The organism is Pseudomonas vlassakiae (genome assembly GCF_014269035.2).
GTDB classification, from domain to species: domain Bacteria; phylum Pseudomonadota; class Gammaproteobacteria; order Pseudomonadales; family Pseudomonadaceae; genus Aquipseudomonas; species Aquipseudomonas vlassakiae.
In genome coordinates this window covers 16,167-36,670 of sequence record NZ_JABWRP020000006.1, presented here as the reverse complement: position 1 = coordinate 36,670, position 20,504 = coordinate 16,167, and the positions used below count along the sequence as shown (strand labels likewise).

The window sequence follows — 20,504 nt, the reverse complement described above, 5'->3', positions numbered from 1 at the left end:
TGAAAAAGCCCCTGGTACCGTTGGTGCCAGGGGCTTTTTCGTGACGCTGTGGATAACTTACATCTGCGACTGCAGGTAATTCTCCAGACCGATGGCCTTGATCAGACCCTGCTGCTTCTCCAGCCAGTAGGTGTGATCTTCTTCGGTGTCAGCCAACTGCGCGCGCAGGATGTCGCGGCTGATGTAGTCCTTGTGCAGTTCGCACAGCTCGATGCCTTTGCACAGAGCGCCACGCACCTTGTACTCGAGCTTGAGGTCGGCCTCGATCATCTCCGGCACGGTGCTGCCCACTTCGAGATCATCCGCGCGCATGTCTGGAGTGCCTTCGAGCATGAGGATACGACGCATCAGGGCATCAGCGTGCTGCGTCTCTTCTTCCATCTCGTGGTTGATACGCTCGTAGAGCTTGGTCAGGCCCCAGTCTTCGTACATGCGTGAGTGGATGAAGTACTGGTCGCGAGCCGCCAGTTCGCCCTTCAGCAACGTGACGAGGTAGTTGATAACGTCCGGGTGACCTTGCATCGCCCTGCTTCTCCCTGTGAAAACGACTGATGCACATAGTGTGAACCAGCTTTTGCGCGCGGTCACTGAAAAACGCGCAATTAGAAGCAAAAAATCGGTTAAACAGTAGTGATATTCATTGAAAAACCGCCCAAATGAGGGCGGTTCTTCTTATCACTTCGACTTAGGCGAGATTAACCCCCAATGCCTTGGCGATGCCTTCGCCGTAGGCCGGGTCAGCCTTGTAGAAGTACTGCAACTGGCGCTGAATCACGTCTTCGCTGACGCCCGCCATGGTGCCGGCGATATTACTGATCAGCAGTGCCTTCTGCTCGTCACTCATCAGGCGGAACAGCGCACCGGCGTGGCTGTAGTAATCGTTGTCCTCGCGGTGATTGTGGCGGTCCGCCGCACCGCTGAGAGCCAGTGCGGGTTCGGCGTAACGTGGCGACTGCTTCGGCGCATCGGCGTAGCTGTTGGGCTCGTAGTTCGGCGCACTGCCGTAACTGCCCATGGCCATCGAACCATCGCGCTGGTAGCTGTTCACCGGGCTACGTGGGGCGTTCACCGGCAGCTGCTGGTGGTTGGTACCCACACGGTAGCGGTGTGCATCGGCGTAAGCGAATACGCGGCCCTGCAGCATGCGGTCAGGGGACAAGCCGACACCCGGGACCATGTTGCTCGGGCCGAATGCCGCCTGCTCCACCTCGGCGAAATAGTTGAGCGGGTTGCGGTTGAGCTCCAGCACCCCGACTTCGATCAGTGGGTAGTCTTTTTGCGACCAGGTCTTGGTTACATCGAACGGGTTCTCGTCGCGGTTGGCCGCCTCGGCCTCGCTCATCACCTGGATGCACACGGTCCAGCGCGGGAAGTCACCCCGGTCGATGGCCTCGAACAGGTCACGCTGGGCGTAGTCCGGGTCGGTACCGGCCAGGCGTGCTGCGTCGGCCGGCGTCAGGTTCTTGATACCTTGCTGAGTCTTGAAGTGCCACTTGACCCAAGTGCGCTCGCCTTGGCCATTGATCAGGCTGTAGGTGTGGCTGCCAAAACCGTGCATATGCCGGTAACCGTCCGGAATGCCGCGGTCGGAGAACAGGATCGTGACCTGGTGCAGGGCCTCGGGCGAATGCGACCAGAAGTCCCACATCATCTGGGCGTTCTTCAGGTTGGTTTGCGGGTGACGCTTCTGGGTGTGGATAAAATCCGGGAACTTGAGCGGATCGCGGATGAAGAATACCGGGGTGTTGTTGCCCACGATGTCCCAGTTGCCTTCCTCGGTGTAGAACTTGACCGCAAAGCCACGCGGATCGCGCTCGGTATCCGCCGAGCCACGCTCGCCGCCGACCGTCGAGAAGCGCAGGAAGGTCTCGGTCTGCTTGCCAATCTGTTCGAACAGCTTGGCACTGGTATACGAGGTGATATCGCGGGTGACGGTGAAGGTGCCGTAGGCACCCGAACCTTTCGCATGCACACGGCGCTCAGGGATGTTCTCGCGGTTGAAGTGGGCAAGCTTCTCGATCAGGTGGAAGTCGTCGAGCAGCAGCGGGCCACGCGGGCCGGCGGAGCGGGAATTCTGGTTGTCGGCTACAGGTGCACCGCTGGCGGTGGTGAGAAGTTTGCTCATGGGCTCTCCTTATCGGTCTTCGAGTGCCGGCTTAACGGCTTGAGAAGAAGTATCGATGAGCGGTTATCTCAGAACAAATTCATTACATGAGTTACATCAATAGAAATAAATAATACCTGCAAGAACAAAAAACCGGGCACTAGGCCCGGTTCTCTGTAGCAGACAGAACGTCTTACTCAGCAGCTTCTACAGCACCGCCGACCGGACGATCAACCAGCTCGACGTACGCCATAGGCGCGTTGTCGCCAGCGCGGAAACCGCACTTCAGGATGCGCAGGTAGCCGCCCTGACGGGTGGCGTAACGCTTGCCCAGGTCGTTGAACAGTTTGCCAACAGCGGACTTCGAACGAGTACGATCGAAGGCCAGACGACGGTTAGCAACGCTGTCTTCCTTGGCCAGGGTGATCAGCGGCTCGGCAACGCGGCGCAGCTCCTTGGCTTTCGGCAGGGTGGTTTTGATCAGCTCGTGCTCGATCAACGACACTGCCATGTTCTGGAACATAGCCTTGCGGTGAGAGCTGGTACGGCTCAGGTGACGTCCACTTTTACGATGACGCATGATTCATTCCTTACCAAACACTACGTTCGGTGATTACGACGATCAGGCGGTCGCCTTGTCGTCTTTCTTAAGACTTGCAGGCGGCCAGTTGTCGAGGCGCATGCCGAGAGACAGACCACGAGAGGCCAGGACGTCCTTGATTTCAGTCAGGGACTTCTTGCCCAGGTTAGGAGTCTTCAACAGCTCTACTTCGGTACGCTGAATCAGGTCGCCGATGTAGTAGATGTTCTCCGCCTTGAGGCAGTTGGCCGAACGTACAGTCAGTTCCAGGTCGTCAACCGGGCGCAGCAGGATCGGATCGATCTCGTCTTCCTGCTCGACTACGACAGGCTCGCTGTCACCCTTGAGGTCGACGAACGCGGCCAACTGCTGTTGCAGGATGGTCGCAGCGCGGCGGATAGCCTCTTCAGGATCCAGGGTGCCGTTGGTTTCCAGATCAATGACCAGCTTGTCCAGGTTGGTACGCTGTTCAACACGGGCGTTTTCGACCACATAGGCGATACGACGCACCGGGCTGAACGAAGCGTCCAGCTGCAGACGGCCAATGCTACGGCTTTCGTCTTCGTCGGTTTGACGGGAGTCAGCCGGCTCGTAACCACGACCACGAGCTACGGTGAGCTTCATGTTCAGGGCGCCGTTGGACGCCAGGTTCGCGATTACGTGATCGGGGTTGACGATCTCGACATCGTGATCCAGCTGAATATCGGCAGCGGTAACCACCCCCGAACCCTTTTTCGACAAGGTCAGCGTAACTTCGTCACGACCGTGCAGTTTGATAGCCAGGCCTTTCAGGTTCAACAGGATTTCAATGACGTCTTCCTGAACACCTTCGATCGCGGAGTACTCGTGGAGTACGCCATCGATCTCGGCCTCGACTACTGCACAGCCAGGCATGGAGGACAACAGGATGCGGCGCAGCGCGTTGCCCAGGGTATGGCCGAAACCACGCTCGAGAGGCTCGAGCGTAATCTTGGCGCGGGTCGGACTGACTACCTGCACATCAATATGGCGGGGAGTCAGGAACTCATTTACCGAAATCTGCATGGATGCACCTATTTTCTAGCCCTTACTTGGAGTAGAGCTCGACAATCAGGTTTTCGTTGATGTCGGCAGACAGATCGCCGCGAGCAGGAACGTTCTTGAAAACGCCCGACTTCTTAGCAGAATCTACTTCTACCCACTCAACGCGGCCACGCTGGGCGCACAGTTCAAGGGCTTGAACAATGCGCAGCTGGTTCAGCGACTTCTCGCGAACCGCGACCACGTCACCCGGACGAACTTGGTAGGATGGAATGTTTACAGTCTTACCGTTGACGCTGATTGCCTTGTGCGAAACCAGCTGACGGGATTCGGAACGAGTCGAACCGAAGCCCATACGGTAAACGACGTTATCCAGACGGCACTCGAGCAGTTGCAGCAGGTTCTCACCGGTTGCGCCTTTTTTCGAGGCAGCAGCTTGGTAGTAACCGCGGAACTGACGCTCCAGAACACCGTAGATACGACGGACTTTTTGCTTCTCGCGCAGCTGGGTACCGTAGTCGGACTGACGGCCACGGCGCTGACCGTGGATACCTGGGGCTGCTTCGATGTTGCACTTCGATTCCAGAGCGCGAACGCCGCTCTTCAGGAACAGGTCGGTGCCTTCACGACGAGACAGTTTGCATTTTGGACCAATGTAACGTGCCATTCTTCTGTCTCCTGATTACACGCGACGCTTCTTCGGCGGACGGCACCCGTTGTGCGGGATAGGCGTCACGTCGGTGATGCTGGCGATCTTGTAGCCGCAGCTGTTCAATGCACGAACGGCGGATTCACGACCTGGACCTGGGCCCTTGACGTTGACGTCGAGGTTCTTCAGGCCATATTCCAGCGCAGCTTGACCAGCACGCTCAGCAGCGATCTGAGCTGCGAACGGGGTGGATTTGCGCGAACCACGGAAACCCGAACCACCGGAAGTAGCCCAGGACAGTGCGTTGCCCTGACGGTCGGTGATGGTCACGATGGTGTTGTTGAAAGACGCATGGATGTGGGCGATGCCATCAACCACTGTCTTTTTGACTTTTTTACGAGGACGAGCAGCAGGTTTTGCCATGTCTATATTCCTGGGCGATTACTTGCGGATCGGCTTACGCGGGCCCTTACGGGTGCGTGCGTTGGTCTTGGTGCGCTGACCGCGAACCGGCAGACCTTTACGATGACGCAGGCCGCGGTAGCAACCCAGGTCCATCAAGCGCTTGATCTTCATGTTGATGTCACGACGCAGGTCACCTTCGGTGGTGAACTTCGCGACTTCGCCACGCAGGGTTTCGATTTGCTCGTCGCTCAGATCCTTGATCTTTGCGGCTGGGTTGACACCAGCGTCTGCACAGATCTTCTGTGCAGTAGTGCGACCGACACCATAGATGTAGGTCAGCGAGATAACAGTATGCTTGTTATCTGGAATGTTGACGCCTGCAATACGGGCCATTCAGTGGGACTCCAATTGACAGCTACCTACGCCCCGGAAGCCAAGAAATAGGGCGCGAGATAATATCGCTGTAGAAACGAATAATCAACCCAGCAGCACACTAGCTGCTGGGTTTGAAGCGCAGATCACACTCAGCCTTGGCGCTGTTTGTGACGCGGTTCCGCGCTGCAGATCACTCGTACGACGCCTTCGCGACGGATGATCTTGCAGTTGCGGCACAGCTTTTTCACCGATGCACGAACTTTCATTACCGACTCCTCGAACCTTAGGGGCGTATCAGCGCAGCAGACCGCTGCCACCGTAGCCTTTCAGGTTGGCTTTCTTCATCAGGGATTCGTACTGGTGCGAAACGAGGTGCGATTGTACTTGGGACATGAAGTCCATCACAACCACTACCACAATCAGCAACGAGGTCCCGCCAAGGTAGAACGGCACATTTGCTGCCACCACCAGGAACTGGGGCAGAAGGCAGACGGCCATCATGTAAAGAGCACCGAACATGGTCAGACGAGTCAGAACGCCATCAATGTAGCGTGCGGACTGCTCACCAGGACGGATACCCGGAATAAAGGCACCGGACTTCTTCAGGTTTTCCGCTACGTCTTTCGGGTTGAACATCAACGCTGTGTAGAAGAAGCAGAAGAAAATGATCCCTGCACTAAACAGCAGAATGTTCAACGGCTGACCAGGAGCGATCGACTGCGAGATGTCCTGCAGCCAGCCCATACCTTCGGACTGACCGAACCAGGCACCCAGCGAAGCCGGGAACAGCAGAATGCTGCTCGCGAAAATGGCCGGGATAACCCCTGCCATGTTCACCTTCAGCGGCAAGTGGCTGGTCTGCGCGGCAAAGACCTTGCGGCCCTGCTGACGCTTGGCGTAGTGAACGGCGATACGACGCTGACCACGCTCAATGAACACCACGAAACCGATGATCGCTACTGCAAGCAAACCGATTGCGACCAGGGCGAAAATGTTGATATCGCCTGTGCGTGCAGACTCGAAAGACTGCCCGATTGCTCTCGGAAGACCGGCAACGATACCTGCGAAGATCAACATCGAGATACCGTTACCCACACCGCGCTCGGTGATCTGCTCACCCAGCCACATCATGAACATCGCGCCTGCCACGAAGGTGGAGACAGCAACGACATAGAAGCCGAGCCCTACAGAAAACGCCACGCCCTGGTTGGCCAGGCCAATGGACATGCCAATGGCTTGAACCAGTGCCAGGATAACGGTGCCGTAGCGGGTGTACTGGCTGATCTTGCGACGGCCAGCTTCACCTTCCTTCTTCAACTGCTCCAGTTGCGGGCTGACCGCCGTCATCAGCTGCATGATGATCGATGCCGAGATGTACGGCATGATCCCCAATGCAAAGATGCTCATGCGCTCAAGCGCGCCACCGGAAAACATGTTGAACAAGCTAAGAATGGTCCCCTCATTCTGCCGAAACAGATCCGCCAGACGGTCTGGATTGATGCCAGGAACCGGGATATGCGCACCTATCCGATAGACGATGATCGCCATGAACAGAAAGCGCAGACGAGCCCAGAGTTCCGACATCCCGCCCTTACCGAGCGAAGAGAGAGCACCTTGCTTAGCCATTTATTCCTCGAATTTGCCGCCAGCTGCTTCGATAGCCGCACGCGCACCCTTGGTGGCTGCGATGCCCTTGATGGTGACTGCGCGAGTGACTTCGCCAGACAGCATGATTTTCACACGCTGTACGTTCTGGCCAATCACGTTGGCGTCCTTCAGGGACTGTACGGAAACCACGTCGCCTTCCACCTTGGCCAGTTCGGACAGACGCACTTCAGCGCGGTCCATGGCTTTCAGGGAAACGAAGCCGAATTTCGGCAGACGACGGTGCAGCGGCTGTTGACCGCCTTCGAAGCCAGGAGCGATCGAACCACCGGAACGGGAGGTCTGACCTTTGTGGCCACGGCCGCCGGTCTTACCCAGACCGCTACCGATACCACGACCTGGACGATGCTTCTCGCGACGGGAACCCGGCGCTGGACTCAGATCATTGAGTTTCATCGATTAACCCTCGACCTTCAGCATGTAGTAAGCCTTGTTGATCATCCCGCGGTTCTCGGGAGTATCCTGGACTTCTACAGTGTGACCGATGCGACGCAGACCCAGACCTTTAACGCACAGTTTGTGGTTAGGCAGGCGGCCCGAGACGCTCTTGATCAGCGTTACTTTTACGGTTGCCATGATTAGAAGATCTCCTCAACGCTCTTGCCGCGCTTGGCAGCAATGGACTCAGGAGATTGCATGGCTTTCAGACCCTTGAAGGTGGCGTAAACCACGTTCACTGGGTTGGTCGAACCGTAGCACTTGGCCAGGACGTTCTGAACACCAGCAACTTCCAGGACGGCACGCATTGCACCGCCGGCGATGATACCGGTACCTTCCGAAGCAGGCTGCATGTAAACCTTCGAGGCGCCGTGGGCGGCCTTGGTGGCGTACTGCAGGGTGGTGCCCTTCAGGTCAACCTGGATCATGTTGCGACGTGCAGCTTCCATGGCTTTCTGGATCGCAGCAGGTACTTCGCGCGACTTGCCACGGCCGAAACCAACGCGACCCTTGCCATCACCCACCACGGTCAGTGCGGTGAAGGTGAAGATACGGCCGCCTTTTACGGTTTTAGCTACGCGGTTAACTTGAACCAACTTCTCGATGTAGCCTTCGTCGCGCTTTTGATCGTTATTTGCCATAACTTAGAACTCCAGCCCGCCTTCACGAGCAGCATCAGCCAGCGCTTTGACGCGGCCATGGTACTTGAAGCCGGAACGGTCAAAGGCAACTTGAGATACACCGGCGGCTTTCGCGCGCTCAGCTACCAGCTTGCCAACCTTAGTGGCCGCGTCGATGTTGCCAGTGGCGCCATCACGCAGGTCTTTGTCCAAGGTCGAGGCGCTTGCCAGAACCTTGCTGCCGTCGGCCGAAATGACCTGGGCGTAGATGTGCTGCGAGGAGCGGAACACGCACAGGCGCACGACTTCGAGTTCGTGCATCTTGAGACGTGCTTTGCGAGCGCGACGCAGTCGAATAACTTTTTTGTCGGTCATTTGCTAGGCCCTACTTCTTCTTGGCTTCTTTACGACGGACTGCTTCGTCCGCGTAACGCACACCCTTGCCCTTGTAAGGCTCTGGCGGACGGAACCCGCGGATTTCAGCGGCCACCTGACCTACCAGCTGCTTGTCGATACCCTTGATCAGGATGTCGGTCTGGCTAGGAGTTTCAGCGGTGATGCCGGCTGGCAGTTCGTAGTCCACTGGGTGAGAGAAGCCCAGGGCCAGGTTCAGGACGGTGCCTTTGGCCTGTGCCTTGTAACCAACACCGACCAGCTGGAGCTTGCGCTCGAAGCCTTGGCTTACGCCTTGGACCATGTTGTTGACCAGAGCGCGGGTAGTACCGGCCATGGCGCGAGCTTGCTGGTCACCATTGCGAGCGACGAAACGCAGCTCACCAGACTCTTCGGTAACTTCAACAGACGAGTGAACGTTCAGTTCGAGAGTACCTTTGGCACCCTTCACCGAAAGCTGCTGGCCGGCGAATTTGACTTCGACGCCTGCTGGCAGCTTAACGGGGTTCTTAGCGACGCGAGACATGTCTATCCCCCCTTAGAACACTGTGCAGAGAACTTCGCCGCCGACACCGGCAGCGCGCGCAGCGCGATCAGTCATCACACCTTTGTTGGTGGAGACAATAGACACGCCCAGGCCGCCACGTACTTTCGGCAGCTCAGCGACGGACTTGTACTGGCGCAGGCCTGGACGGCTGGAGCGCTTCAGTTCCTCGATGACCGGACGGCCTTCGAAGTACTTCAGTTCGATCGACAGGGAAGGCTTGGCTTCACCAGTAACCTGGTAGCCAGCGATGTAACCTTCGTCCTTCAGAACTTTGGCAACCGCGACCTTCAGGGTGGAGGAAGGCATGCTTACGACGGACTTTTCAGCCATCTGGGCATTACGGATGCGAGTTAGCATGTCCGCTAACGGGTCCTGCATACTCATGGGCTAGATGCTCCTGATACAAGAAATATTAGCCTTGCGGCTATCACAACCACCCGAGCGGGCAGGGTAAAAAACCCAGGCTCAGGTGAGCCGGTCATTCTAGACATAAGGCAGAAACGAAACAAGCCCCACGAGGGGGCTTGTTTGTTGGCGAGGTCACCGATGGTCGGAAGATTGCTCCCCGTCCACCGGGATCACACCTGTAGCGATTACCAGGAGGCTTTGACCAGGCCTGGTACGTCACCGCGCATTGCAGCTTGACGCAGCATGTTACGGCCCAGGCCGAACTTACGGTATACACCGTGAGGACGACCAGTCAGGCGGCAACGGTTGCGCAGACGCGCAGCGCTGGCATCACGTGGCTGCTTCTGCAGAGCGACAACGGCAGCGAAACGCTCTTCTGGAGAGGCGTTCAGGTTGACGATGGTCGCTTTCAGCTCAGCACGCTTTTTGGCGAACTTGGCTACCGTGAGCTGACGCTTCAGCTCGCGGTTCTTCATGCTCTTCTTGGCCATTTTCCTACTCCAATCAGTTGCGGAACGGGAATTTGAATGCACGCAGCAGAGCGCGGCCTTCGTCATCCGAACGAGCAGTGGTGGTCAGGGTGATGTCCAAACCGCGCAGAGCATCGATCTTGTCGTAGTCGATTTCCGGGAAGATGATCTGCTCTTTCACGCCCATGCTGTAGTTGCCACGGCCATCGAAGGACTTGGCATTCAGGCCGCGGAAGTCGCGTACCCGAGGCAGGGAGATCGCCAGCAGGCGGTCCAGGAATTCGTACATCTTGTCGCTACGCAGGGTCACCTTGACGCCGATCGGCCACCCTTCACGGACTTTGAAGCCCGCGATGGATTTACGAGCGAAAGTCACGACCGGCTTTTGACCGGTGATCTTTTCCAGGTCGGCAACAGCGTGCTCGATGACTTTCTTGTCGCCGATCGCTTCGCCCAGACCCATGTTCAGGGTGATCTTGGTAACGCGCGGAACTTCCATCACGTTCGACAGCTTAAGTTCTTCCTTAAGCTTAGGAGCGATTTCGTTCCGGTAAATCTCTTTCAGTCGTGCCATGGTCTTCTACCTAGCAGTGTTCAAGCATCAACCGCTTTTTGGGTCGACTTGAAGACACGAATTTTCTTACCGTCTTCTACTTTGAAACCAACGCGGTCAGCCTTGTTGGTTTCGCCGTTGAAGATGGCAACGTTGGAAGCGTGCAGAGGCGCTTCTTTTTCGACGATACCGCCCTGAACGCCCGCCATCGGGTTAGGCTTGGTATGACGCTTGACCAGGTTCACACCACCGACGACCAGACGGTCATCAGCCAGAACCTTCAGCACCTTACCGCGCTTACCTTTGTCTTTGCCGGCGATCACGATGATCTCGTCGTCACGACGAATCTTTTGCATGTCGGATCTCCTTACAGCACTTCAGGGGCGAGCGAGACGATCTTCATGAACTTCTCAGTACGAAGTTCACGGGTCACTGGCCCGAAGATGCGAGTGCCGATCGGCTCTTGCTTGGTGTTCAGCAGAACAGCAGCGTTGCCGTCGAAACGAATGATGGAACCGTCAGCGCGACGTACACCGTGACGGGTACGGACGACAACAGCAGTCATCACTTGGCCTTTTTTGACCTTACCGCGTGGAATTGCTTCCTTGACGGTTACTTTGATGATGTCACCGATGCCGGCGTAACGGCGGTGCGAACCGCCGAGAACCTTGATGCACATGACGCGACGAGCGCCGCTGTTATCGGCCACATCGAGCATGGATTGAGTCTGAATCATAAAATTTCTCCGACCCTTAGCCCTTAGACTTCAACAGCGCGTTCGAGGACTTCAACCAGTGCCCAGGACTTGGTCTTGGCCAGCGGACGGGTTTCACGGATGGAAACCTTGTCGCCGATTTTGCACTGGTTGGATTCGTCGTGCGCGTGCAGCTTAGTCGAACGCTTAACGTATTTACCGTAGATCGGGTGCTTTACGCGACGCTCGATCAGAACGGTGATGGTCTTGTCCATTTTGTCGCTGACGACACGGCCAGTCAGCGTACGGACGGTTTTTTCAGCTTCAGCCATGATCACTTACCTGCCTGCTGGTTAAGCACAGTTTTCACGCGAGCGATGTCACGCTTAACTTGCGAGAGCAGGTGCGACTGCCCCAACTGGCCAGTTGCCTTCTGCATACGCAGATTGAACTGGTCGCGCAGCAAGCCGAGCAGTTGCTCATTCAGTTGCTGTGCAGATTTTTCACGAAGTTCATTCGCTTTCATCACATCACCGTCCGCTTAACAAAGGAGGTGGCGAGAGGCAGCTTTGCAGCAGCCAGGGCGAAAGCTTCGCGCGCCAGCTCTTCAGAAACACCCTCGATCTCGTACAGGACTTTGCCTGGCTGGATCTGGGCAACCCAGTATTCCACGGAACCTTTACCTTTACCCATACGAACCTCGAGAGGCTTCTTGGAGATCGGCTTGTCCGGGAACACACGGATCCAGATCTTACCGCCACGCTTGACGTGACGGGTCAGCGCACGACGTGCGGACTCGATCTGGCGAGCGGTGAGGCGACCGCGAGCAACAGCTTTCAGGGCGAATTCGCCGAAGCTGACTTTGCTACCGCGCAGTGCCAGACCACGGTTGTGGCCAGTCATCTGCTTGCGGAATTTTGTACGCTTTGGTTGCAACATTTGGCGTACCCCTTACTTAGCAGCTTTTTTACGAGGCGCTGGTGCTTGTGGTTTCAGTTCTTCTTGGCGACCACCAATAACTTCGCCTTTGAAGATCCAAACCTTCACACCGATCACACCGTAAGTGGTGTGAGCTTCGTAGGTGTTGTAGTCGATATCGGCACGCAGGGTGTGCAGCGGCACACGACCTTCGCGATACCACTCGGTACGAGCAATCTCAGCACCGCCGAGACGACCGCTCACCTGGATCTTGATGCCCTTGGCACCAATACGCATGGCGTTCTGTACGGCGCGCTTCATGGCGCGACGGAACATTACGCGGCGTTCCAGCTGCTGAGCTACGCTCTGCGCAACCAGCATAGCGTCGAGTTCCGGCTTGCGGATCTCTTCGATGTTGATGTGCACAGGCACACCCATCTGCTTGGTCAGGTCCTGACGCAGCTTCTCGACATCTTCACCCTTCTTCCCGATAACGATACCTGGACGAGCGGTGTGGATGGTGATGCGTGCAGTTTGAGCCGGACGATGAATATCGATACGGCTTACGGACGCGCTTTTTAGTTTGTCTTGGAGGTACTCACGCGTTTTCAGATCCTTCAACAGGTAATCTGCGTAAGTAGCACCGTCTGCGTACCAGACGGAGGTGTGCTCCTTGACGATTCCCAGGCGAATGCCAGTGGGATGTACTTTCTGACCCATCTGATCGACTCCGTTACTTGTCCGCAACCTTGACAGTGATATGGCAAGACCGCTTGACGATGCGATCAGCACGGCCTTTGGCACGTGGCATGATGCGCTTCAGCGAACGCCCTTCGTTGACGAAGACGGTGGAGACCTTCAGGTCATCAACGTCTGCGCCTTCGTTGTGTTCGGCGTTGGCTACGGCCGACTCGAGGACTTTCTTCATGATTTCAGCGGCTTTTTTGCTGCTGAAGGCCAACAGGTTGAGCGCTTCGCCCACCTTCTTCCCGCGGATCTGGTCGGCGACCAAGCGGGCTTTCTGGGCGGAGATGCGAGCGCCCGACAACTTAGCGGCTACTTCCATTTCCTTACCCCTTAACGCTTGGCTTTCTTGTCAGCCACGTGCCCGCGATAGGTGCGGGTACCGGCGAACTCGCCCAGTTTGTGGCCGACCATGTCTTCGTTCACGAGAACTGGGACATGCTGACGACCGTTGTGAACCGCGATGGTCAGACCGACCATTTGTGGCAGGATCATCGAACGGCGCGACCAGGTTTTAACTGGCTTGCGATCGTTCTTCTCCACCGCCACTTCGACCTTCTTCAACAGGTGAAGATCGATAAAAGGACCTTTTTTCAGAGAACGTGGCACTGTCGTATCCCTCTAGTTACTTGCGACGACGGACGATCATGTTGTCGGTACGCTTATTACCGCGGGTCTTCGCACCCTTGGTTGGGAAGCCCCATGGCGATACCGGATGACGACCACCGGAGGTACGACCTTCACCACCACCATGTGGGTGGTCAACCGGGTTCATGGCAACACCACGAACGGTTGGGCGAACGCCGCGCCAGCGTTTGGCACCAGCTTTACCCAGCGAACGCAGGCTGTGCTCGGAGTTCGAGACTTCACCCAGGGTCGCACGGCACTCAGCCAGGACTTTACGCATTTCACCAGAGCGCAGACGCAGGGTCACGTAGACACCTTCACGAGCGATCAGCTGAGCCGAAGCACCAGCGGAACGTGCGATCTGAGCACCTTTACCCGGCTTCAGTTCGATGCCGTGAATGGTGCTACCTACTGGAATGTTGCGCAGCTGCAGGGAGTTACCGGCCTTGATTGGGGCCAGGGCACCTGCGATCAGCTGGTCGCCAGCACTTACGCCTTTAGGGGCGATGATGTAGCGACGCTCACCGTCTGCGTAGCACAGCAGGGCGATGTGAGCAGTACGGTTTGGATCGTATTCGATACGCTCGACAGTGGCTGGGATGCCATCTTTGTCGTTGCGACGGAAGTCGACCAGACGGTAATGCTGCTTGTGACCACCACCAACGTGACGAGTGGTAATGCGGCCATTGTTGTTACGACCACCAGACTTCGATTTTTTCTCGATCAGCGGTGCGTGAGGAGCGCCTTTGTGCAGCTCCTTGTTGACCACCTTGACCACGAAACGGCGGCCAGGGGAAGTCGGTTTGCATTTAACGATTGCCATGATGCACCCCTTCCTTACTCAGCACTGCTGCTGAAATCGAGATCTTGGCCTGGCTGAAGGGAGACGATCGCCTTCTTCCAGTCATTACGCTTGCCCAGACCACGTGCGGTACGCTTGGTTTTACCCAGAACGTTAACAGTCGACACGTTTTCAACTTTTACGTTGAACAGGCCTTCGACAGCTTTCTTGATTTCCAGCTTGGTTGCATCGGTAGCAACCTTGAATACGAACTGGCCTTTTTTCTCAGCCAGAACGGTAGCCTTCTCGGAAACGTGCGGGCCAAGGAGGACTTTGAATACGCGTTCCTGGTTCATCCCAGCAGCTCCTCGAATTTCTTCACGGCCGAGACGGTGATCAACACCTTCTCGTATGCGATCAGACTGACCGGGTCGGAACCTTGAACGTCACGTACGTCGACGTGCGGCAGGTTGCGAGCAGCCAGGTACAGGTTCTGATCAACAGCGTCGGAAACGATCAGTACGTCGTTCAGACCCATGCCGTTCAGCTTGTTCAGCAGATCTTTGGTTTTCGGCGCTTCAACAGCGAAGTCCTGAACCACGACCAGACGGTCGCTACGCACCAGCTCAGCGAGGATGGAGCGCAGGGCTGCGCGGTACATCTTCTTGTTGAGCTTCTGCGAGTGATCTTGAGGACGAGCTGCGAAGGTTACACCACCGCCACGCCAGATCGGACCACGAGTGGTACCAGCACGAGCACGGCCAGTACCCTTCTGACGCCATGGGCGCTTACCGCCACCGGCCACGTCGGAACGGGTCTTCTGCTGCTTGGTGCCCTGACGGCCGCCAGCCATGTAGGCTACGACTGCTTGGTGTACCAGCGTCTCGTTGAATTCGCCACCGAAAGCCAGTTCGGAAACTTCGATCGCCTGAGCGTCATTTACATTAAGTTGCATGTCAGTATCCCCTTAACCGCGAGCCTTGACAGCTGGACGTACAACCACGTCGCCGCCAGTAGCGCCAGGAACGGCACCCTTGACGAGCAGCAGGTTGCGCTCAGCGTCTACGCGAACTACTTCCAGGGACTGAACAGTCACGCGCTCGGCGCCCATGTGACCGGACATTTTCTTGCCCTTGAACACACGACCAGGAGTCTGGCACTGGCCGATGGAACCTGGGACACGGTGCGACACGGAGTTACCGTGGGTGTTGTCCTGGCCACGGAAGTTCCAGCGCTTGATGGTACCGGCGAAGCCTTTACCTTTGGACTGACCAGTAACGTCAACCAGCTGGCCTGCAGTGAAGAGTTCAGCTTTGATCGAGTCGCCAGCCTGGAACTCGCCTTCTTCAAGACGGAACTCCCAGACACCGCGACCAGCGGCAACGTTGGCCTTGGCGAAGTGACCTGCCTGAGCGGCAGTCACACGCGAAGCACGACGCTCGCCGACAGTGACTTGCACTGCACGGTAGCCATCGGTTTCTTCAGTTTTGAACTGGGTGACACGATTCGGCTCGATCTCAATGACCGTGACCGGAATGGAGACACCTTCTTCGGTGAAAATGCGGGTCATACCGCACTTGCGACCGATTACACCAATAGTCATGTTGTAAACCTCATGAGTGTACGGGGCTTTCACCCGCTATGGCCGCCCATTTCAGAGCGTTACACGACTAGACCGAAGTCTTAGCCGAGGCTGATCTGTACTTCCACACCTGCCGCCAGATCGAGCTTCATCAGCGCGTCAACGGTTTTATCCGTTGGCTGGACGATGTCCAGAACACGCTTATGAGTGCGAATCTCGTACTGGTCACGCGCGTCTTTGTTGACGTGCGGGGAGACCAGAACGGTGAAACGCTCTTTGCGGGTAGGCAGTGGAATTGGACCACGCACTTGTGCACCAGTACGTTTCGCGGTTTCCACGATTTCCTGGGTGGATTGGTCGATCAGGCGATGGTCGAAAGCCTTCAACCTGATACGGATTTGCTGATTTTGCATTGGATTTCAGACTCCAGGCTGTTCCCAACGGACGCACTACGCCCGCTAAAAGGAGGCGTGATTCTATAGACGCCCCAATTTAGTGTCAACCCAATAAAAAAAACCCCCGCTGAGCGGGGGTTTTTTCAATCGGTCGAGTGATTACTCGATGATTTTGGCTACGACGCCGGCGCCGACGGTACGACCGCCTTCACGGATAGCGAAGCGCAGACCGTCTTCCATTGCGATGGTCTTGATCAGGGTAACAGTCATCTGAATGTTGTCACCTGGCATTACCATTTCAACGCCTTCCGGCAGTTCGCAGTTACCGGTCACGTCAGTGGTACGGAAGTAGAACTGAGGACGGTAGCCTTTGAAGAACGGAGTGTGACGACCGCCTTCTTCCTTCGACAGGACGTAGACTTCTGCGGTGAACTTGGTGTGCGGCTTGACCGAACCTGGCTTGACCAGAACCTGACCACGCTCAACGTCGTCACGCTTGGTACCACGCAGCAGAACGCCGCAGTTCTCGCCAGCACGACCTTCGTCCAGCAGCTTGCGGAACATCTCGACACCGGTGCAGGTGGTGGTGGAGGTGTCACGCAGACCAACGATTTCCAGCGGATCCTGAACGCGGACGATACCACGCTCGATACGGCCGGTAACAACGGTACCACGACCCGAGATCGAGAATACGTCTTCGATTGGCATCAGGAATGGCTGGTCGATGGCACGAACTGGCTCAGGGATGTAGGCATCCAGAGTTTCTACCAGCTTCTTGACAGCGGTAGTGCCCATTTCGTTGTCGTCTTTGCCTTCCAGAGCCATACGAGCCGAACCGATGATGATCGGAGTGTCGTCGCCTGGGAAGTCGTAGGTGGACAGCAGGTCGCGAACTTCCATCTCGACCAGTTCCAGCAGCTCAGCGTCGTCTACCAGGTCAGCCTTGTTCAGGAAGACCACGATGTACGGAACGCCTACCTGACGGGACAGCAGGATGTGCTCACGGGTTTGTGGCATCGGACCATCGGCGGCCGAGCAAACCAGGATCGCGCCGTCCATCTGGGCAGCACCGGTGATCATGTTCTTCACGTAGTCAGCGTGACCTGGGCAGTCAACGTGAGCGTAGTGACGAATGTTCGAGTTGTACTCGACGTGAGCGGTGTTGATGGTGATACCGCGTGCTTTTTCTTCTGGAGCCGAGTCGATCTTGTCGAACTCAACGACGGCCGAACCGAAAACTTCGGAGCAGACGCGAGTCAGAGCTGCGGTCAGAGTGGTCTTACCGTGGTCAACGTGGCCGATGGTGCCGACGTTAACGTGGGGAAGGGAACGATCAAATTTTTCTTTAGCCACGACAGTGAACCTCTTGCCTAAAGGGGATTAGCCTTGTTTTTTAACGAGTGCTTCGACGATGTTCGACGGAGCTTCGGCGTATTTGGAGAATTCCATGGAGTAGCTTGCGCGACCCTGAGACATGGAACGAACGTCGGTCGCGTAACCGAACATCTCTCCGAGCGGAACTTCAGCGCGGACGACGCGGCCAGAGACCGACTCATCCATACCCTGTACCAGACCACGACGACGGTTCAGGTCACCCATCACGTCACCCAGGTAGTCTTCCGGGGTTACAACTTCGACCTTCATGATCGGCTCGAGAACCACGCCACCGCCCTTCTGGGCCAGTTGCTTGGTTGCCATCGAAGCAGCGATCTTGAACGCCATTTCGTTGGAGTCGACGTCGTGGTACGAACCATCGAATACCGCGGCCTTCAGGCCGATCAGAGGATAACCGGCAACAACGCCGTTTTTCATCTGCTCTTCGATACCCTTCTGGATCGCAGGGATGTATTCCTTAGGAATCACACCACCAACGACTTCGTTGGCGAACACCAGACCTTCGGTGATGTTGCCCTTGTCGTCCTGATCCGGCTCCGAGAAACGGATCCAGCAGTGACCGAACTGACCACGGCCGCCCGACTGACGAACGAATTTGCCTTCGATTTCGACGTTGGACTTGGTGATCTTCTCGCGGTACGAAACCTGCGGCTTACCGATGTTGGCTTCGACGTTGAACTCGCGCTTCATGCGGTCAACGAGGATGTCCAGGTGCAGCTCGCCCATACCGGAGATGATGGTCTGGCCGGTTTCTTCGTCGGTCTTGACGCGGAACGACGGGTCTTCCTGGGCCAGCTTGCCCAGAGCGATACCCATCTTCTCCTGGTCAGCCTTGGTTTTCGGCTCTACGGAGAGCGAAATTACCGGCTCAGGGAAGTCCATGCGCTCGAGGATGATCGGCTTGTCGGCGTTGCACAGGGTGTCACCGGTGGTGACGTCCTTCATGCCGATCAGAGCAGCGATGTCGCCTGCACGTACTTCCTTGATTTCTTCACGCTGGTTGGCGTGCATCTGCACCATACGACCAACGCGCTCTTTCTTGCCCTTGACCGAGTTGATGACGGAGTCACCAGAGGTCAGGAAGCCCGAGTAAACGCGGACGAAGGTCAGAGTACCAACGAACGGGTCGGTGGCAATCTTGAATGCCAGAGCCGAGAACGGCTCGTCATCGCTGGCGTGACGCTCGTCGTACTGCTCAGGAGTGACTTCATCCTTCGGCACTTCGGCCAGATCAGGGTGGATACCCTTGATCGCAGGAATCTCGGTCGGAGCAGGCAGGAAGTCGATGACGGCGTCGAGAACCAGGGGAACGCCCTTGTTCTTGAACGACGAACCGCAGACAGCCGGAACGATCTCGCTGGCCAGGGTGCGCGCGCGCAGGCCTGCCTTGATTTCTTCGACGGTCAGCTCACCTTCTTCAAGGTACTTGTTCATCAGCTCTTCGCTGGCTTCGGCGGCGGCTTCAACCATGTTGTTGCGCCATTCGTTAGCCAGGTCGACCAGATCCGCAGGAATTTCTTCCTCACGGTAGGTAGTACCCTTGTCGTCTTCGTTCCAGTAGATGGCTTTCATCTTGATCAGGTCGACCTGACCCTGGAAATCGTCTTCTGCACCGATAGCCAGCTGGATCGGAACCGGGGTGTGACCCAGGCGGTTCTTGATCTGGCCGACAACGCGCAGGAAGTTGGCACCGGCACGGTCCATCTTGTTCACGTAGACAACACGTGGAACGCCGTATTTGTTGGCCTGACGCCATACGGTTTCGGACTGTGGCTCAACGCCGGAAGTACCGCAGAACACTACGACCGCGCCGTCGAGTACACGCAGCGAACGCTCAACTTCAATGGTGAAGTCAACGTGGCCGGGGGTGTCGATGACGTTTACGCGGTAGTTGTCGTACTGACCACGGGAACCTTTCCAGAAGGTGGTAACGGCAGCGGAGGTAATGGTGATACCGCGCTCCTGCTCCTGCACCATCCAGTCGGTGGTCGCGGCGCCGTCATGCACCTCGCCCATCTTGTGGCTCAGACCTGTGTAGAACAGGATCCGCTCGGTAGTGGTAGTCTTGCCCGCGTCAACGTGGGCGCAGATACCGATGTTACGGTAGCGGTTAATTGCTGTAGTACGAGCCATAAAGCCCTCGCAAAATAATTGATGCTTGAATTAGAAGCGGTAGTGCGAGAACGCTTTGTTGGCTTCAGCCATACGGTGCACGTCTTCACGCTTCTTGACCGCAGCACCTTTGCCTTCGGCAGCATCCAGCAGCTCGCCGGCCAGGCGCAGAGCCATCGACTTCTCGCCGCGCTTGCGGGCGTAGTCTACGAGCCAGCGCATTGCCAGAGCGTTACGACGGGATGGACGAACTTCAACCGGAACCTGGTAAGTGGCACCGCCGACACGGCGGGACTTTACTTCGACCAGCGGAGCGATGGCGTCGAGAGCTTTCTCGAAGATTTCCAGGGGGTCGCTGTTCTTGCGTGCTTTGACGGTATCCAGGGCACCGTAAACGATGCGCTCGGCTACGGCCTTCTTGCCGCTTTCCATCACGTGGTTCATGAACTTGGCGAGGATCTGCGATCCGTACTTCGGATCGTCAAGGATCTCACGTTTTGCTGCTACACGACGTCTTGGCATGATAAGCCCTCAAACGGTCTTCAGGTTAGCCCGGGACGCGGGTCTTCGACCCCTGCCCGACCTTACTCTTATCGACTCAAAAAAATGGATGTCTGCAAACGGCCGATTACTTCGGACGCTTGGTACCGTATTTCGAACGACCCTGGTTACGGCCTTTAACGCCCGAAGTATCCAGAGAGCCGCGAACGGTGTGGTAACGAACACCTGGCAAGTCTTTTACACGGCCGCCACGGATCAGGACGACGCTGTGCTCTTGCAGGTTGTGGCCTTCACCACCGATGTACGAGGAAACCTCGAAACCGTTGGTCAGACGCACACGGCATACTTTACGCAGTGCCGAGTTAGGTTTTTTCGGCGTGGTGGTGTACACGCGGGTGCACACGCCACGACGCTGCGGGCAGTTCTGCAGCGCAGGAACGTCGGACTTCTCGACCGAACGCTTACGCGGCTGACGTACCAGCTGGTTGATAGTTGCCATCTACTAGCTCCACTGATTGTCTTGCGACT

The 20,504-nt window shown here is 56.8% G+C and carries 34 protein-coding genes; all 34 read right to left on the bottom strand.

Annotated features, from left to right (window positions below; genetic code table 11):
• Positions 1-57 precede the first annotated feature (57 nt).
• Positions 58-522, bottom strand: coding sequence for a bacterioferritin (gene bfr, locus HU738_RS09785; RefSeq protein WP_016715322.1), 465 nt, complete (start codon positions 520-522; stop codon positions 58-60).
• 163 nt (positions 523-685) lie between these two features.
• The gene (locus HU738_RS09780; RefSeq protein ID WP_186603320.1) at positions 686-2,125 is read right to left on the bottom strand and encodes a catalase; all 1,440 of its coding nucleotides are present in this window, start codon (positions 2,123-2,125) and stop codon (positions 686-688) included.
• Positions 2,126-2,297: 172 nt separating this feature from the next.
• Positions 2,298-2,684 (bottom strand): 50S ribosomal protein L17, encoded by a 387-nt coding sequence (rplQ, locus tag HU738_RS09775; RefSeq protein WP_003255451.1) that lies wholly within the window; start codon positions 2,682-2,684, stop codon positions 2,298-2,300.
• A 42-nt stretch (positions 2,685-2,726) separates the two neighbouring features.
• Positions 2,727-3,728, bottom strand: coding sequence for a DNA-directed RNA polymerase subunit alpha (locus HU738_RS09770; RefSeq protein ID WP_003255452.1), 1,002 nt, complete (start codon positions 3,726-3,728; stop codon positions 2,727-2,729).
• A gap of 22 nt (positions 3,729-3,750) precedes the next feature.
• A complete protein-coding gene (rpsD, locus tag HU738_RS09765; RefSeq protein ID WP_176506975.1) occupies positions 3,751-4,371 on the bottom strand; it encodes a 30S ribosomal protein S4 in 621 nt (206 codons plus the stop codon).
• A 15-nt stretch (positions 4,372-4,386) separates the two neighbouring features.
• Positions 4,387-4,776 carry a 30S ribosomal protein S11 gene (rpsK, locus tag HU738_RS09760; protein WP_003255454.1) on the bottom strand — a complete coding sequence of 130 codons (390 nt, stop codon included), beginning with the start codon at positions 4,774-4,776 and terminating at the stop codon, positions 4,387-4,389.
• Positions 4,777-4,794: 18 nt separating this feature from the next.
• The gene (rpsM, locus tag HU738_RS09755; RefSeq protein WP_003255457.1) at positions 4,795-5,151 is read right to left on the bottom strand and encodes a 30S ribosomal protein S13; all 357 of its coding nucleotides are present in this window, start codon (positions 5,149-5,151) and stop codon (positions 4,795-4,797) included.
• A 131-nt stretch (positions 5,152-5,282) separates the two neighbouring features.
• Positions 5,283-5,399, bottom strand: coding sequence for a 50S ribosomal protein L36 (gene rpmJ, locus HU738_RS09750; protein WP_002555468.1), 117 nt, complete (start codon positions 5,397-5,399; stop codon positions 5,283-5,285).
• A 28-nt stretch (positions 5,400-5,427) separates the two neighbouring features.
• The gene (gene secY, locus HU738_RS09745) at positions 5,428-6,759 is read right to left on the bottom strand and encodes a preprotein translocase subunit SecY (RefSeq protein ID WP_016393394.1); all 1,332 of its coding nucleotides are present in this window, start codon (positions 6,757-6,759) and stop codon (positions 5,428-5,430) included.
• Positions 6,760-7,194, bottom strand: a complete 435-nt coding sequence (gene rplO / locus HU738_RS09740; protein WP_023382625.1) for a 50S ribosomal protein L15 — start codon at positions 7,192-7,194, stop codon at positions 6,760-6,762.
• Between the two features lie 3 nt (positions 7,195-7,197).
• Positions 7,198-7,374 carry a 50S ribosomal protein L30 gene (gene rpmD / locus HU738_RS09735; RefSeq protein ID WP_003255463.1) on the bottom strand — a complete coding sequence of 59 codons (177 nt, stop codon included), beginning with the start codon at positions 7,372-7,374 and terminating at the stop codon, positions 7,198-7,200.
• 2 nt (positions 7,375-7,376) lie between these two features.
• Positions 7,377-7,877 carry a 30S ribosomal protein S5 gene (rpsE, locus tag HU738_RS09730; RefSeq protein WP_003255465.1) on the bottom strand — a complete coding sequence of 167 codons (501 nt, stop codon included), beginning with the start codon at positions 7,875-7,877 and terminating at the stop codon, positions 7,377-7,379.
• 3 nt (positions 7,878-7,880) lie between these two features.
• Positions 7,881-8,231 (bottom strand): 50S ribosomal protein L18, encoded by a 351-nt coding sequence (gene rplR / locus HU738_RS09725; RefSeq protein ID WP_003255467.1) that lies wholly within the window; start codon positions 8,229-8,231, stop codon positions 7,881-7,883.
• Positions 8,232-8,241: 10 nt separating this feature from the next.
• Complete coding sequence (gene rplF, locus HU738_RS09720) at positions 8,242-8,775, bottom strand: 50S ribosomal protein L6 (protein WP_186603319.1); 534 nt, start codon at positions 8,773-8,775, stop codon at positions 8,242-8,244.
• Between the two features lie 12 nt (positions 8,776-8,787).
• A complete protein-coding gene (rpsH, locus tag HU738_RS09715; RefSeq protein WP_009681971.1) occupies positions 8,788-9,180 on the bottom strand; it encodes a 30S ribosomal protein S8 in 393 nt (130 codons plus the stop codon).
• 209 nt (positions 9,181-9,389) lie between these two features.
• The gene (gene rpsN / locus HU738_RS09710) at positions 9,390-9,695 is read right to left on the bottom strand and encodes a 30S ribosomal protein S14 (protein WP_012316516.1); all 306 of its coding nucleotides are present in this window, start codon (positions 9,693-9,695) and stop codon (positions 9,390-9,392) included.
• A gap of 13 nt (positions 9,696-9,708) precedes the next feature.
• Positions 9,709-10,248, bottom strand: coding sequence for a 50S ribosomal protein L5 (rplE, locus tag HU738_RS09705; protein WP_003255474.1), 540 nt, complete (start codon positions 10,246-10,248; stop codon positions 9,709-9,711).
• Between the two features lie 20 nt (positions 10,249-10,268).
• Positions 10,269-10,583, bottom strand: a complete 315-nt coding sequence (gene rplX / locus HU738_RS09700) for a 50S ribosomal protein L24 (protein ID WP_016715319.1) — start codon at positions 10,581-10,583, stop codon at positions 10,269-10,271.
• Positions 10,584-10,594: 11 nt separating this feature from the next.
• Complete coding sequence (gene rplN / locus HU738_RS09695) at positions 10,595-10,963, bottom strand: 50S ribosomal protein L14 (protein WP_008089810.1); 369 nt, start codon at positions 10,961-10,963, stop codon at positions 10,595-10,597.
• 23 nt (positions 10,964-10,986) lie between these two features.
• The gene (gene rpsQ / locus HU738_RS09690; protein WP_008089812.1) at positions 10,987-11,253 is read right to left on the bottom strand and encodes a 30S ribosomal protein S17; all 267 of its coding nucleotides are present in this window, start codon (positions 11,251-11,253) and stop codon (positions 10,987-10,989) included.
• 2 nt (positions 11,254-11,255) lie between these two features.
• Positions 11,256-11,447 (bottom strand): 50S ribosomal protein L29, encoded by a 192-nt coding sequence (rpmC, locus tag HU738_RS09685; RefSeq protein ID WP_002555481.1) that lies wholly within the window; start codon positions 11,445-11,447, stop codon positions 11,256-11,258.
• On the bottom strand, positions 11,447-11,860 hold the full coding sequence (gene rplP / locus HU738_RS09680; protein WP_003255479.1) for a 50S ribosomal protein L16: 414 nt from the start codon (positions 11,858-11,860) through the stop codon (positions 11,447-11,449). The genes rpmC and rplP overlap by 1 nt, the downstream gene beginning before the upstream one ends.
• Positions 11,861-11,872: 12 nt before the next feature.
• Positions 11,873-12,559 (bottom strand): 30S ribosomal protein S3, encoded by a 687-nt coding sequence (gene rpsC, locus HU738_RS09675; RefSeq protein ID WP_003255481.1) that lies wholly within the window; start codon positions 12,557-12,559, stop codon positions 11,873-11,875.
• Positions 12,560-12,572: 13 nt separating this feature from the next.
• Positions 12,573-12,905, bottom strand: a complete 333-nt coding sequence (gene rplV / locus HU738_RS09670) for a 50S ribosomal protein L22 (RefSeq protein ID WP_003103908.1) — start codon at positions 12,903-12,905, stop codon at positions 12,573-12,575.
• 11 nt (positions 12,906-12,916) lie between these two features.
• The gene (gene rpsS, locus HU738_RS09665) at positions 12,917-13,192 is read right to left on the bottom strand and encodes a 30S ribosomal protein S19 (RefSeq protein ID WP_003255482.1); all 276 of its coding nucleotides are present in this window, start codon (positions 13,190-13,192) and stop codon (positions 12,917-12,919) included.
• A 16-nt stretch (positions 13,193-13,208) separates the two neighbouring features.
• Positions 13,209-14,033: a 50S ribosomal protein L2 gene (gene rplB, locus HU738_RS09660; protein WP_003255483.1), complete on the bottom strand. Its 825-nt coding sequence runs from the start codon at positions 14,031-14,033 to the stop codon at positions 13,209-13,211.
• 14 nt (positions 14,034-14,047) lie between these two features.
• Positions 14,048-14,347, bottom strand: coding sequence for a 50S ribosomal protein L23 (gene rplW, locus HU738_RS09655; protein WP_003255484.1), 300 nt, complete (start codon positions 14,345-14,347; stop codon positions 14,048-14,050).
• Entirely contained in the window at positions 14,344-14,946 is a 603-nt protein-coding gene (rplD, locus tag HU738_RS09650) for a 50S ribosomal protein L4 (RefSeq protein ID WP_027917846.1), read from the bottom strand. The genes rplW and rplD overlap by 4 nt, the downstream gene beginning before the upstream one ends.
• A gap of 12 nt (positions 14,947-14,958) precedes the next feature.
• Positions 14,959-15,594 carry a 50S ribosomal protein L3 gene (rplC, locus tag HU738_RS09645; RefSeq protein ID WP_027917847.1) on the bottom strand — a complete coding sequence of 212 codons (636 nt, stop codon included), beginning with the start codon at positions 15,592-15,594 and terminating at the stop codon, positions 14,959-14,961.
• Between the two features lie 80 nt (positions 15,595-15,674).
• Entirely contained in the window at positions 15,675-15,986 is a 312-nt protein-coding gene (gene rpsJ / locus HU738_RS09640; RefSeq protein ID WP_003186070.1) for a 30S ribosomal protein S10, read from the bottom strand.
• Positions 15,987-16,127: 141 nt separating this feature from the next.
• The gene (tuf, locus tag HU738_RS09635) at positions 16,128-17,321 is read right to left on the bottom strand and encodes an elongation factor Tu (RefSeq protein ID WP_054881963.1); all 1,194 of its coding nucleotides are present in this window, start codon (positions 17,319-17,321) and stop codon (positions 16,128-16,130) included.
• Positions 17,322-17,348: 27 nt separating this feature from the next.
• Positions 17,349-19,496: an elongation factor G gene (gene fusA / locus HU738_RS09630; RefSeq protein WP_176510301.1), complete on the bottom strand. Its 2,148-nt coding sequence runs from the start codon at positions 19,494-19,496 to the stop codon at positions 17,349-17,351.
• 30 nt (positions 19,497-19,526) lie between these two features.
• The gene (gene rpsG / locus HU738_RS09625; protein ID WP_003246741.1) at positions 19,527-19,997 is read right to left on the bottom strand and encodes a 30S ribosomal protein S7; all 471 of its coding nucleotides are present in this window, start codon (positions 19,995-19,997) and stop codon (positions 19,527-19,529) included.
• Between the two features lie 106 nt (positions 19,998-20,103).
• Complete coding sequence (rpsL, locus tag HU738_RS09620) at positions 20,104-20,475, bottom strand: 30S ribosomal protein S12 (RefSeq protein WP_003255492.1); 372 nt, start codon at positions 20,473-20,475, stop codon at positions 20,104-20,106.
• Positions 20,476-20,504: the final 29 nt, after the last annotated feature.

Bases quoted from the DNA above. Each gene is read 5' to 3' on its own strand.
- bfr (WP_016715322.1), bottom strand. From the start codon at position 522: ATGCAAGGTCACCCGGACGTTATCAACTACCTCGTCACGTTGCTGAAG.
- HU738_RS09780 (WP_186603320.1), bottom strand. From the start codon at position 2,125: ATGAGCAAACTTCTCACCACCGCCAGCGGTGCACCTGTAGCCGACAAC.
- rplQ (WP_003255451.1), bottom strand. From the start codon at position 2,684: ATGCGTCATCGTAAAAGTGGACGTCACCTGAGCCGTACCAGCTCTCAC.
- HU738_RS09770 (WP_003255452.1), bottom strand. From the start codon at position 3,728: ATGCAGATTTCGGTAAATGAGTTCCTGACTCCCCGCCATATTGATGTG.
- rpsD (WP_176506975.1), bottom strand. From the start codon at position 4,371: ATGGCACGTTACATTGGTCCAAAATGCAAACTGTCTCGTCGTGAAGGC.
- rpsK (WP_003255454.1), bottom strand. From the start codon at position 4,776: ATGGCAAAACCTGCTGCTCGTCCTCGTAAAAAAGTCAAAAAGACAGTG.
- rpsM (WP_003255457.1), bottom strand. From the start codon at position 5,151: ATGGCCCGTATTGCAGGCGTCAACATTCCAGATAACAAGCATACTGTT.
- rpmJ (WP_002555468.1), bottom strand. From the start codon at position 5,399: ATGAAAGTTCGTGCATCGGTGAAAAAGCTGTGCCGCAACTGCAAGATC.
- secY (WP_016393394.1), bottom strand. From the start codon at position 6,759: ATGGCTAAGCAAGGTGCTCTCTCTTCGCTCGGTAAGGGCGGGATGTCG.
- rplO (WP_023382625.1), bottom strand. From the start codon at position 7,194: ATGAAACTCAATGATCTGAGTCCAGCGCCGGGTTCCCGTCGCGAGAAG.
- rpmD (WP_003255463.1), bottom strand. From the start codon at position 7,374: ATGGCAACCGTAAAAGTAACGCTGATCAAGAGCGTCTCGGGCCGCCTG.
- rpsE (WP_003255465.1), bottom strand. From the start codon at position 7,877: ATGGCAAATAACGATCAAAAGCGCGACGAAGGCTACATCGAGAAGTTG.
- rplR (WP_003255467.1), bottom strand. From the start codon at position 8,231: ATGACCGACAAAAAAGTTATTCGACTGCGTCGCGCTCGCAAAGCACGT.
- rplF (WP_186603319.1), bottom strand. From the start codon at position 8,775: ATGTCTCGCGTCGCTAAGAACCCCGTTAAGCTGCCAGCAGGCGTCGAA.
- rpsH (WP_009681971.1), bottom strand. From the start codon at position 9,180: ATGAGTATGCAGGACCCGTTAGCGGACATGCTAACTCGCATCCGTAAT.
- rpsN (WP_012316516.1), bottom strand. From the start codon at position 9,695: ATGGCCAAGAAGAGCATGAAGAACCGCGAGCTGAAGCGTCAGCTCACG.
- rplE (WP_003255474.1), bottom strand. From the start codon at position 10,248: ATGGCACGACTGAAAGAGATTTACCGGAACGAAATCGCTCCTAAGCTT.
- rplX (WP_016715319.1), bottom strand. From the start codon at position 10,583: ATGCAAAAGATTCGTCGTGACGACGAGATCATCGTGATCGCCGGCAAA.
- rplN (WP_008089810.1), bottom strand. From the start codon at position 10,963: ATGATTCAGACTCAATCCATGCTCGATGTGGCCGATAACAGCGGCGCT.
- rpsQ (WP_008089812.1), bottom strand. From the start codon at position 11,253: ATGGCTGAAGCTGAAAAAACCGTCCGTACGCTGACTGGCCGTGTCGTC.
- rpmC (WP_002555481.1), bottom strand. From the start codon at position 11,447: ATGAAAGCGAATGAACTTCGTGAAAAATCTGCACAGCAACTGAATGAG.
- rplP (WP_003255479.1), bottom strand. From the start codon at position 11,860: ATGTTGCAACCAAAGCGTACAAAATTCCGCAAGCAGATGACTGGCCAC.
- rpsC (WP_003255481.1), bottom strand. From the start codon at position 12,559: ATGGGTCAGAAAGTACATCCCACTGGCATTCGCCTGGGAATCGTCAAG.
- rplV (WP_003103908.1), bottom strand. From the start codon at position 12,905: ATGGAAGTAGCCGCTAAGTTGTCGGGCGCTCGCATCTCCGCCCAGAAA.
- rplB (WP_003255483.1), bottom strand. From the start codon at position 14,033: ATGGCAATCGTTAAATGCAAACCGACTTCCCCTGGCCGCCGTTTCGTG.
- rplW (WP_003255484.1), bottom strand. From the start codon at position 14,347: ATGAACCAGGAACGCGTATTCAAAGTCCTCCTTGGCCCGCACGTTTCC.
- rplD (WP_027917846.1), bottom strand. From the start codon at position 14,946: ATGCAACTTAATGTAAATGACGCTCAGGCGATCGAAGTTTCCGAACTG.
- rplC (WP_027917847.1), bottom strand. From the start codon at position 15,594: ATGACTATTGGTGTAATCGGTCGCAAGTGCGGTATGACCCGCATTTTC.
- rpsJ (WP_003186070.1), bottom strand. From the start codon at position 15,986: ATGCAAAATCAGCAAATCCGTATCAGGTTGAAGGCTTTCGACCATCGC.
- fusA (WP_176510301.1), bottom strand. From the start codon at position 19,496: ATGGCTCGTACTACAGCAATTAACCGCTACCGTAACATCGGTATCTGC.
- rpsG (WP_003246741.1), bottom strand. From the start codon at position 19,997: ATGCCAAGACGTCGTGTAGCAGCAAAACGTGAGATCCTTGACGATCCG.
- rpsL (WP_003255492.1), bottom strand. From the start codon at position 20,475: ATGGCAACTATCAACCAGCTGGTACGTCAGCCGCGTAAGCGTTCGGTC.